At 31.6% G+C, this 11880-nt stretch carries 8 protein-coding genes; 5 read left to right on the top strand and 3 right to left on the bottom strand.

What is annotated here, in order from left to right:
• The first annotated feature begins 132 nt into the window (after window positions 1-132).
• On the top strand, window positions 133-612 hold the full coding sequence (gene yiaA / locus Q4487_RS11430; protein WP_303543263.1) for an inner membrane protein YiaA: 480 nt from the start codon (window positions 133-135) through the stop codon (window positions 610-612).
• A gap of 120 nt (window positions 613-732) precedes the next feature.
• Here yiaA and lysS read toward each other — a convergent pair whose 3' ends face one another.
• Entirely contained in the window at window positions 733-2424 is a 1692-nt protein-coding gene (gene lysS, locus Q4487_RS11425; RefSeq protein ID WP_303543265.1) for a lysine--tRNA ligase, read from the bottom strand.
• Window positions 2425-2695: 271 nt separating this feature from the next.
• Between lysS and Q4487_RS11420 the strand changes: the two genes are divergently transcribed.
• Both Q4487_RS11420 and lipB read left to right on the top strand, forming a co-directional pair.
• Window positions 2696-2854 carry a YqaE/Pmp3 family membrane protein gene (locus Q4487_RS11420; protein WP_013620258.1) on the top strand — a complete coding sequence of 53 codons (159 nt, stop codon included), beginning with the start codon at window positions 2696-2698 and terminating at the stop codon, window positions 2852-2854.
• Window positions 2855-2869: 15 nt separating this feature from the next.
• Window positions 2870-3574: a lipoyl(octanoyl) transferase LipB gene (gene lipB, locus Q4487_RS11415; protein ID WP_100894998.1), complete on the top strand. Its 705-nt coding sequence runs from the start codon at window positions 2870-2872 to the stop codon at window positions 3572-3574.
• Between the two features lie 4 nt (window positions 3575-3578).
• Here the strand turns inward: lipB and Q4487_RS11410 are convergent, their stop codons facing one another.
• The gene (locus Q4487_RS11410) at window positions 3579-6008 is read right to left on the bottom strand and encodes a ribonuclease HII (protein ID WP_303543267.1); all 2430 of its coding nucleotides are present in this window, start codon (window positions 6006-6008) and stop codon (window positions 3579-3581) included.
• A gap of 39 nt (window positions 6009-6047) precedes the next feature.
• A complete protein-coding gene (locus Q4487_RS11405; protein WP_303543269.1) occupies window positions 6048-6644 on the bottom strand; it encodes a ribonuclease HII in 597 nt (198 codons plus the stop codon).
• 435 nt (window positions 6645-7079) lie between these two features.
• Here Q4487_RS11405 and Q4487_RS11400 point away from each other — a divergent pair, with 435 nt between their 5' ends.
• Entirely contained in the window at window positions 7080-10199 is a 3120-nt protein-coding gene (locus Q4487_RS11400; protein ID WP_303543271.1) for a TonB-dependent receptor, read from the top strand.
• Between the two features lie 12 nt (window positions 10200-10211).
• Complete coding sequence (locus Q4487_RS11395; RefSeq protein WP_303543273.1) at window positions 10212-11630, top strand: RagB/SusD family nutrient uptake outer membrane protein; 1419 nt, start codon at window positions 10212-10214, stop codon at window positions 11628-11630.
• The last annotated feature ends 250 nt before the right edge of the window (window positions 11631-11880 follow it).

Raw genomic sequence — 11880 nt, 5'->3', positions numbered from 1 at the left:
ATATATGTATACAATAAATATAGTCTATTTAATTGTTTTAATATAAAATATATCGTCAGTTTTTTGTGTAAGTTGTGTTGTTGTAGGTTTTAAACCGTCACATATTTGTACCGTAATCAAAACACAAAAATTATGGATTATCAAACAAATGTTTCAGTAGAAAAAGAATTAAAATTAAAAAAGAAGAAAGATAAAAAAGTGTATGACCAAAAACCAACCTCTGCTTTTATAGGAGCCGCTTGGACATCTTTACTTGTTGGTATGGTTGCCTTTTGTATAGGTTTATGGAACGCAGATATGCTTTTAAATGAAAAAGGATACTACTTTACAATTTTACTTTTTGGATTATTCTCTGTTATATCTGTGCAAAAAGCAGTGAGAGATAAGTTAGAAGACGTACCAGTAACAGATATTTATTATGGAATTAGTTGGTTTGCAGCAGTGGCATCTATAGTATTATTAGTTGTAGGTTTATGGAACGCAGATTTGCAATTAAGTGAAAAAGGATTTTACGGAATGTCTTTTTTATTAAGTTTATTTTCTGCCATTGCAGTGCAAAAAAATACAAGAGATGTGCAGTATATAAACCGTAATGATAAAAATGAAGACTAATTAAACAATACTTAAAAATTAAAACAAACAAGGTTATTTGTTTTGATGACGGTTATTATTTAACCAAAAACAGCGTTACTGTAAAAGTAACGCTGTTTTAAATTTATAGGTAAATGGATTTTAAGCTATTTCTACAAATAAACCATCATCTGTTTTGTTGACTTTAGCAACACCATTTTTGGTTAATTCTTTAATAGTTTTATCCCATTTTTTATTACTTAAACCAGAAGTAGACTTTAATTCTTCTAACGGTAATTTTTCGGCTTTTTTAAGAACAGCTAAAACTGCTTTTCCTTCATCACTTAAAGCAACAGCTTTGCGCTCTGGCTTCATTTGAGGAAAAAACAATACCTCTTGTATAGATTGGTTGTTGGTTAAAAACATAATTAACCTATCCATTCCTATTCCCATACCAGATGTAGGAGGCATACCGTATTCTAATGCACGTAAAAAGTCCTCGTCAATAAACTCAGTAGCTTCATCATCACCTTTTGCAGCAAGTTTTAATTGGTGCTCAAAACGCTCTCTTTGGTCTATTGGGTCGTTAAGTTCAGAATAAGCATTTGCAATTTCTTTACCACAAACCATAAGCTCAAAACGCTCTGTAAGTTCTGGGTTATCTCTATGCTCTTTACATAACGGACTCATTTCTTTAGGATAGTCAGTAATAAATGTAGGTTGTATGTAGTTGCCTTCACATTTTTCACCAAAAATTTCATCAATAAGTTTTCCTTTACCCATTGTAGCATCAACCTCTATTCCCATACCTTTAGCGGCTTCAAAAATTTCGGTTTCAGTTTTGCCAGTAATATCAAAACCAGTAAAATGCTTAATAGAGTCTGCCATTGTTACACGTGCATAAGGAGCTTTAAAATTAATTTTATGCTCGCCAAATGTAGCTTCGCTTGTACCGTTAACGGCAATTGCACAATGTTCTAGCAATTTCTCGCAAAAATCCATCATCCAATTATAATCCTTGTAAGACACATAAATTTCCATAGCTGTAAACTCAGGATTATGTGTTTTGTCCATTCCTTCGTTTCTAAAGTTTTTAGAAAATTCATAAACACCATCAAAACCACCAACAATTAATCGCTTTAAATAAAGCTCGTTAGCAATTCTCATATACAACGGAATGTCTAAACTGTTGTGGTGTGTAATAAATGGTCTTGCCGCAGCACCACCAGGAATAGGCTGTAAAATTGGAGTTTCCACTTCAAAATAACCAGACTCATTAAAAAAGCTACGCATTGCGTTAAACAATTTGGTACGCTTAACAAAAACCTCTTTAACGTGTGGGTTTACAACTAAATCTGCATATCTACGACGGTAACGTAATTCTGGGTCGTTAAACTCATCAAAAACTTTACCTTCAGAATCTACCTTTGGTAATGGTAATGGTCTTAAAGACTTACTAAGTAGTGTAAATTTTTTAACCATTACTGTTTTTTCTCCAACTTGTGTTGTAAACAAATCGCCTTCTATACCAATAATATCCCCAATGTCTAGTAATTTTTTGTATACATCATTATACAAAGTTTTGTCATCACCAGTACAAATTTCATCTCTGTTAAAATATACTTGTATTCTGCCTTCACCATCTTGTAGCTCTGCAAAAGAAGCTTTTCCTTGAATCCTACGAGACATTAATCTACCAGAAATTACCACCTGTTTACCCTCTTCAAAATTCTCTTTAACTTGTTTAGAGGTAGTGTTTACTGGGTATAAGTCTGCAGGATATGGGTTAATGCCCATTTCTCTAAGCTTGCCTAATTTTTCCCTTCTGATGATTTCTTGTTCCGAAAGCTGCATATATCTATAATTAAGGCTGCAAATATAGTTACAAACTAGTAATCTATCAAAGTAGAAAGTACATTAGCATACAAAGGTTTTTAATTTTTTACATTTTGATGTTAGTATATTGTAAATCATTAGTAATAAATGTGTTGTTTTAGGTTGATGAGCATTAGGTTATCAACCTAAAAACTAACTTTAAATAGTGTTTTATAATAAAATTGAAGAAAAACAGTAACAAATAGTGTTTTGATGCGTCTTATAAATACATCAATCAAAATATTAATAAATGAGTTTTTGGAGAGTTTTATTGGCTATTTTATGTCCGCCTTTGTCTGTAATTGGTAAAGGATGCGGGTCTATAGTTATTGTATTTTTACTGTGGTTATGTGGTTGGGTTCCTGGCACAATTGCAGCACTTATAATCTTGAATAATCCGGACAGATAATTGTATCTTTGTAGAATGAATAAAGAAGTATTTCTACAAGATTTAGGACAAAAGGATTATAAAGAAACTTGGGACTACCAAGAAGATCTTTTTAAAGAAACTTTAGATATAAAGATTAAAAACAGGCGAGAAGATGCAGGTTTAAAAACACCTAATCACTTTTTGTTTGTAGAGCATCCGCATGTGTATACCTTAGGAAAAAGTGGGGATATGGCTAATTTGCTAATAGATGAAGAGCAACTGGCTAAAAAAAACGCTACTTTTTATAAAATAAATAGGGGGGGAGATATTACGTATCACGGTCCTGGACAAATAGTTGGTTACCCAATTTTAGATTTGGATAACTTTTTTACAGATATACATAAGTATTTACGCCTACTAGAAGAAATGGTAATTTTAACCTTAGCGGAGTATGGACTAAAAGCAGAGCGCTCTAACGGAGAAACAGGAGTTTGGTTAGATGTAGGAACGCCTTTTGCGCGTAAAATTTGTGCAATGGGTGTGCGCGCTAGTAGATGGGTAACAATGCACGGTTTTGCTTTAAATGTAAATGCAGATTTAGGGTATTTTGATCTTATGATTCCGTGTGGAATAAAAGACAAAGCAGTAACATCTTTAAATGTAGAGCTAGGTAAAACTACAATTGACGAAGCAGAAGTAAAAAGTAAATTACTAAAGCATTTTACAGCATTGTTTGAGGCAGAAATGATTGCAAAGTAAGCAACTAATTTATTTTATACACAATTAAAGAGTTGTCTAAGTCTTTAGCAACCAGTTCTAGCTTTTTATCATTGTCTATATCGGCTAAGTCAATTAATGAACTCCCATAAACCGGAAAGTTCTGTATAGTTGCTGCATTGCTGTCAAACAAATATATTTTCTGGTTCTGTAAATCTGTAACGCTAACGTATATTTTATTGTTAATGTAAAATATTTTTGGTTTACTGTACATACCTAGGTCTAGGGTTACTTTTTTACCTTTTATAGTAATTGTATTTTGGTCCATTAGTACCAATGTATTTGTGGTAGCATCTAAGCCGTGTTCTTTAATTAGATTAAATTTAGAAGCAGAAGTTTTGCCGTTAGTTGCTATTTGGTGTAAAACAGCAGTAGTATCTGTAACTGTAAATTTGTTTTTAAATAAAACTACATCGTTGTTAGAAAATGGAATTTTATTATTTGTTTTAACTCGGACTTTACCAACTCGGTTTAAAATTTTAAGAGAACCATCTTCAAGCATAAAAACGAGGTAATCTTTATTGCCAACAACAAAGTGGTTTGGCTTTTTTATAATAGAACTACTTGCTTCTGTGTATTTAAAACCTGTTACAATTTCTGCTTTGGCATTGTACATAAATACTTTTTTGTCTTGGGTAACAACAAATCTGTAATTTTTGTTGTTTTCATAATCAAATACAGCAAGGGCATTTAAATTTCCACCATCATAAGTTATAGAAAATGGCTCTACCGTTTCTCCATTTCTATCTAAAATTAAAAACTGATTACTTGTCGTAAATGCAAATTGTAAACGTCCATTTTTGTACAGGTCTACTTGTGCTATTTTTCCTTGTATTTTACCTTCCAATTGTTTTTTCCACAATACTTTTCCGTCTGTAGAAATTAGATATAAATTATTTTCTATATCCTGTACTATAATTTCTTTTTTATTATTTCTGTGGTTTTCTACAAATTGTGGTTCTGTTGCTAAATCATTATCTAATTGTACTGTAAAAATAGGAACAGTAGTATTAGCCTTAGTTGCTTTATTTATTTTTTGAATAGTTATGTTGGTGTGGTAAAAGTTAGCGTCTGCAACCAACTGACGAGCATAAAAGTAATTGTCTAAATTAGGTTTATTATTGCCTTTTGAAAATTTTGAAATAATAGTTTTCTCTAGCTTTTTAGAATTACCAATTTCTAAAATTGAAGATTGTTTTGCCATAGTTTCTGTAGCAGATGTGTAAAGAGGTGTTTTGTTAAACGTAGTGCCTGCTTTGTAATTGCTAATAATGTCTTGTAGAGTTTCAATTTCTTCAGTAAAAATAAAAGCATTGCCTAAAATTGTGTAATAATTGGCGCTAAACTCCTGTATTAAAGGATTAAAAATATCTATTAAAACAGTGTTGTTATTTAATGTAATTATAGGATTGTCTTTGTTGCTAGCTTTTTTATAGGTACTTAGGTATTCATCAATATTATCAGCACCAAAAGTTTGTAATAAAATAGCTTTTTTAGATTTTATGGTAATAATGGCTATTTCTTCTACTGTATTAAAAACAGAATCTATTTTAATGTCCTTGCTTAGGTAGTTTTTTCTGTTTTTAGCAAATATGTTATAGTTTGTAAAAGTATAAGATGTAATAGCCTCTGTTTGCTGCGGAGCGTATTCTTGTGCTCTGTTGGCAACAGCGGTTGTGTTTTTAAATAGGCTTAAAAAATTTAAAATTGAATCGTTAGACATTGTAACACCTGCTAAATTTAACTGGTCTTGTTTAGCGTTAATATCTAAAGATACCCAAGTAGTATTTTTTCTTTCTTTTAAGCTATCTTTTTGTATTGTGTTTTTTAGAAAAGGACTATTTTTTTGTTGTAAAAATAAGGTAGCAGTTTTGTTATTATTGGAAGCTTGGTATAGCTTGCGAACATCTTTGTTTTTGTTGGTGTTACTTTTGTTTAAGGTACTTTCTATTAGATTTTTATCTGAAGAGAAAATAGTAAATTTATTATCCTTAACACTATAATAAGGTATACTATCTAATTTATACTCTTTATATGTTCTGTTATTTGCAGAAATGTTGGTACTTGTAGAGATGCTATCTAAACTGGCTAAGTTTATAGAATCTTTAGTAACAAAATAAAAGTCTGTAGTTGTACTGTCATTTGTTATAAACGCTAAAAGACCTTTTGTATTTGGTTTTATATGGTTTAAGACGTTAGTAGCTCTTTTAAAACCTTTTAATTGGTTAGAATTGGTAAAAAAACTTAGAAGCTCATTGTTTTTAATGTTGCTAGTTAAGCTGTTATAGTCGTTAATTTTTAACACAGTGTTTGTGTTAGCTGGTAAATAGTCTAAAATAGAGGTTTTAGTTTGTTGTATGTTGGTACAGCCAATACAACATATAATTAGGAATAGAGCAGCAATTTTTAACTTCATACAAATACGACTTATAATAACAAAGTTAAATTAATTTACTTACAGCGGAAATTTTAATTGTTCCGGTAATTGTTTAAAGCTTTTACGGTGGTATTTGGTGAGTCCAAATTCTCTAATAGCTTCTCTATGTTCTTTAGTTGGGTATCCTTTATTTTTTTTCCAATTATACATAGGGAATTCCTTATGTATTTTTTCCATATACGCATCTCTGTATGTTTTGGCTAAAACAGAAGCAGCAGCAATACTCATATATTTAGAGTCACCTTTAACAATACACTCGTGCTCAATTTTTTTATACTGTTTAAACCGGTTACCATCTACAATTATAAACTCTGGTTTAGTAGTTAGTTTGCCAATGCTTTTATGCATAGCAAGTATAGATGCGTTTAAAATATTTATTTCATCAATTTTTTTAGGATAAATATGAGCAACGCCAAAGCAAATGACTTGTTCTTCTATAATTGGCTTTAAAAGTTCTCTTTTCTTTTCAGAAAGGAGTTTAGAGTCGTTTAATATCTCATTCTTAAAATCTTCAGGTAAAATAATTGCAGCAGCAGTAACAGGGCCGGCTAAGCATCCACGGCCAGCTTCATCGGTACCGGCTTCATTTATTAATTTGTAATAAGCTTTTAGCATAAAAGATCTAAATATTGAGAAGGTAAAATTAAGAATTTTTCACAGTTAGGCCTTAAATGCTTAATTATAGAGTGGTTTTAATTGAGTTAAATATATCTTTAACATTTAAAAGTTACTTAAAGTGTATATTTTGTTAATTTTTAAAATATTTTAAATACGTAATAAGTGAACATCTGATATTTTTTGTGTTTTTTTTTGTTCTTTTTGTAGGATTTTATTCTCATTTTTTATGAAATAAATTTTATATTTTTCTTATGAATCAGCTGTTATTTGATATTAAAATTAAATTTTTGTTTATTTATTTATCATTTTTTTATTTATTATTCATTTTTAATCTTTTTTTTAACATAAGTAGGCTCCGTTAACGGTAATTTCTTGGAATCTTAACCATTAATTAAGAGTTTTGTTGGGTACTAACTCAAAAAATAATAATAAATGAGAACGAAAGTAACGTGGATTTTAACACCCTTGTTGGTGTTATTGATGAGCTTTTCTTATGGACAAGAAAAGACAATTACAGGTATTGTTACAGATCATGAAGGTCTAACATTGCCAGGGGTAACTGTTTTAGTTGTGGGTACAACGACAGGTACTCAAACAGACTTTGATGGTAACTATACTATTAAAGCAAAAGTAGGGCAGGTATTGCGTTACAGCTACGTTGGTCAAAAAACAACGGAGCGAAAAGTAGGTGCTTCAAGTACTATTAGTCTTCAGATGGAAGAAGATGCAGAAGCTTTGGATGAAGTTGTAGTAGTTGCATACGGTTCTCAAAAAAAGAAGTCTATAGTTGGTTCTGTAACTTCTTTAGGAGTTGAGGAAATAGGAAACCAGCAATTAACTACTGTAACTAGTGCTATACAAGGTACTGTTGCAGGTGTAAACGTAATTACATCAGGTGGTCAGCCAGGATCTAACCCAACAATTAGAATTCGTGGTGTGGGTTCCATTAATGCTAGTGCTGATCCACTAATTATATTAGACGGTGTTCCTTTTAACGGAAATATTAATAGTATTAGTGGGGATCAGATTGAATCTATGAACATTCTTAAAGATGCATCTTCTACTGCATTATACGGTTCTAGGGCGGCTAATGGTGTTGTTTTAATAACTACAAAAAAAGGTAGTTATAATTCAGAAGCTAAAATTACTGTATCTGCTGTTTCTGGTTTTTCTACTCCAGCTGTAGCTTTACATGATCGTATTGGTAATGATGACATGATGAGGTATTCATGGGAAGCAGAAAGAAATAAAAATATATATGTTGCAGGTCAATCTGCTGCAGATGCTGGTGCAAATGCATCTAGAGATTTAATTTTAAATTTGGGTTATAACCCTTATAATGTCGCGCAACCTGTAGATCAGAATGGAAACCTAGTAGCCGGAGCTAATTCTCTTTGGGAAACTGACTGGGAAGATGCAATGTTAAGAAGTGCTGCTCAGCGTAATGAGTATACAGTAAGTATTTCTGGAGGAGGAGAGTCATCAAGATATTTTTTATCTGCTAATTACTTAAATCAAGAAGGGGCAGTTAGAGAATCTGATTTTGAAAGATTTACTACGCGTTTAAATTTAGAGTCTAGTGTTAAAGATTGGTTAACTGTTGGTTTAAATACTTCATTATCTACATCTAAGCAACAATTTCCAACCCAGTCGGGTAGTACTTTTGCTAGTACTTACCAGTGGATATATAGTATGTCTTCAATTTATCCATTGTACAGAAGAGGTAATAATGGAGGTTTAGTTTTAGATAACTTTGGTAACCCTATTTATGATTACGGTTCTACAACTGGGCAGACAGTAAACGGTAGTAGACCTTTATTGGCTAATGAAAATGCGGTGGGTACATTATATAACAATGATGATGTAAATAAAAGAACAAGTGCTATAATAAATGGTTTTGCTAAAATTAAGTTGTCTGACAACTTATCTTTTAAGACAAACTTATCTTATGAAAATTACCTATATGATAGTAATTCATATAGTGCATATAATGTTGGTGCAGCTTCAGGTGTTGGTGGTCGTGTAGACCAAGATAGGGATATTACTACAACTTTTAACTTTACAAATTCTCTTAATTACGATAAAAATTTTGGAGATCATAATATTCAAGCAACCGCAATTTTTGAAGCTTATAAGCTTAAGGTAGATGCGTTAGGTGCGCAAGCAACAGGTTTTTTACCAGGCGTAAAAGTTTTAAATGGTAGTACGCTTCCTGAAAGTGTTAGAGGGTTTATAAATGAAAATAGGTTAACTTCTTACTTAGGTCGTTTGGCTTATAGCTACAAGGATAGATATTTTATTGAAGGGTCTTACCGTAGAGATGGTTCTTCAAGGTTTTCTGAGGACACGAGATGGGGTAACTTTTTCTCTATTGGTGGTTCGTGGGTTATATCTGATGAGAACTTTTTAGCAGGCAATAATACTATAAACTTATTAAAGTTAAGGTCTTCTTATGGAGAATTAGGGAACCAAGGTACTACATCATACTTTCCTTATGTACAGGGATTTGAGACAGGATTTAATGAGTTAGGTAATACGGGTGTTATATTAGGCAATGTAACTGACCCTCAATTAACTTGGGAAAATCAAGCAATTTTTAATGTTGGTTTAGATTTTTCTTTGCTTAATGATAGATTGGATGGTAGTGTTGAGTACTACAGTAAAGAGTCAATAGATTTAATTTATACTCAGCCATTACCAATTTCTACAGGTAATGATGGTATTACAACAAATGTTGGTTCTATAAAAAACTCTGGTTATGAGTTTTCTTTAGCAGGAAGAGTTATACAAACTAATAATGTTACTTGGTCTGTTGGGGTTAATGCTGCAATTAACAAGAATGAAATTACAGAGTTAACTCAAGATGAATTCATTAATGGAACAAAGAAATGGAAAGAAGGAAAATCTTTATATGATTTCTTTATTCAAGACTGGGCAGGAGTAGATTCTGCAGACGGTTATGGTATGTGGTATAAAGACGTATTGGATGTAGATGGTAACCCAACAGGAGAGAGAGAAACTACAAAGGATTATTCGGAAGCAACTAGATATTACAAAGGTTCATCTTTACCAGATGTTACAGGTGGTTTGACAACAGATCTTAAGGTTGGTGGTTTTGACTTTAATATGTTGTTTAACTTTAGTTTTGGATCTCAAGTATATGATAGTTCTTATGCAGGTTTAATGGATGGTTTTTCTAGACCAGGTTACAATGCTTCTCCAGATGTTGCTAACAGATGGACTCAACCAGGAGACATTACTGATGTACCACTTTTATTAAACTCTCAAAATGATTTTAATGGTACGTCAACAAGATTCTTATTTGATAACGATTACCTTAGATTAAGAGCTATTACTTTAGGGTATACTTTACCAAAAGATATAACAAACAAAATGACATTGGATAATGTTAGAATCTATTTAAGAGGTGATAACTTATTTACATGGCAAAGTCATAAAGGTATAGATCCAGAACAAAGTTTGGCAGGTACTACAGATAGTAGATCTTCTTTGTTAAAAACGATTAGTTTAGGTCTTAATGTTCAATTTTAATATTTATTATAAATGAAAAATTATATAAAAACAGGATTTTTATCCTTAATGATAATAACTTCTTTCATATTTGTTGGTTGTTCAGAGGATTATTTAAGTGATCCAGAACCAACAGAAGTTGTTGCGGAAAGCGTTATTTTTGGAACAAGAGAAGGTGTTGAAGCCTTTTTGTCAGGAATAAATAGAAGAGCAAGAGGTCAATTTACCAGAACAGATTCAGGAGGTTTAAATTCAATGTATTTTGCACGAACTGTAAAAGGAAATGATTTAATTCATGCGCGTTCTTGGTTTAGTTTTGATTACGATAATGACAATAGGGAGCCAACGTATACTAGAACTGTATTTAGTTGGGAGTTTCCTTATTACATGATTAATCAACTTAATTCATGTATAAATGGAGTTGAGGCTTCTGCTTTGTCTGAAATAGATAAAACAGAGTTAATTGGTCAAGCAAAAGCGTTAAGAGGTTTTTATTACTTTCAGTTAGCTTTGGAGTTTCAAGAAGGATATACTGCTTCGAATAGAGATTTGCCTGCACCTCCAATTTATACAGAACTTTCATTAGAGGGTAAGCCAATGGGTACATTGGGTGAACTTTATGACTTTATAGTTGATGATTTGACTACGGCTGTTTCCACTTTGCCAAAAGATAGGTTAGGAAAGTCTTACATAAATGTAGATGTAGCTAATGGTATACTAGCAAGAGTTTACTTAACTATGGGGAACTGGAAAGGTGCTGAAGATGCTGCAAATGCTGCTTATGGTGGTGATGTAGCTTCTGTGTTGGATTCTAAAAGTTATGGTAATGGTTTTGATGACATCAACAATAAAGAATGGATATGGGGATTGCCTCAGACGGGTGATCAAACTAATTATTATTATAATGCACCATCTGCATTTATAGATAATGTTAATGATGCATATAATAATATGTATATTAATGAATTCTTTTCAAATGAATTTACAGCTACAGATGCACGTAACACTTTTGTTGTTGGTACAGCTCCTAATTACACTAAAGTTACTAGTACTAAGTTTATTTTTGCTTTCTCTAGTGATATAGTTATTATGAGAACGGCAGAGATGATTTTGATTGAGGCTGAAGCTAAATTTAGGCAAGGAGATGAAATTGGAGCAAGAGATTTGATGTATGAATTACAAAGTGATAGAGATCCGTTGGCTGTTAAGTCTACTAATACTGGTTCTGCTTTAGAGGAAGAAATTCTTTTAGAAAGAAGAAAAGAATTGTACGGTGAAATAGGTGTTGAATGGTTTGATGCAAAGAGACTTCAAAGAGGAATTGTTAGAACTCCAAACCATAGAATTGTAAAAACCTTGGAACCTAACGATAAAAGATTTTATTTAAAGATTCCACAAGTAGAAATAGATGCTAATGAAAACATAGATGATTCTGTGAATTCAGGTAGATAATCATAGAATAAATATTTTTTATTTAACCGCTATGAGCAATTGCTCATAGCGGTTTTTTCGTTTTATAAAATTAACAATTAAGAGTATCAAATTACTTAAATACTAATTCTAGAGGTTACTTTATACCCATAATAACTCTTTTTATTATTGATTTTATGTTTTCAACTTTATATAATTCTCTATACTTTATTAATTGTTTCTAAGTAATACTTTTCTTAACAATTGACACTCAAAATTAATGAACGGTTGT

It is taken from the genome of Cellulophaga sp. 3_MG-2023 (assembly GCF_030546975.1).
Classification (GTDB): Bacteria; Bacteroidota; Bacteroidia; order Flavobacteriales; family Flavobacteriaceae; genus Cellulophaga.
This window is presented reverse-complemented; position numbering and strand designations above follow the sequence as displayed.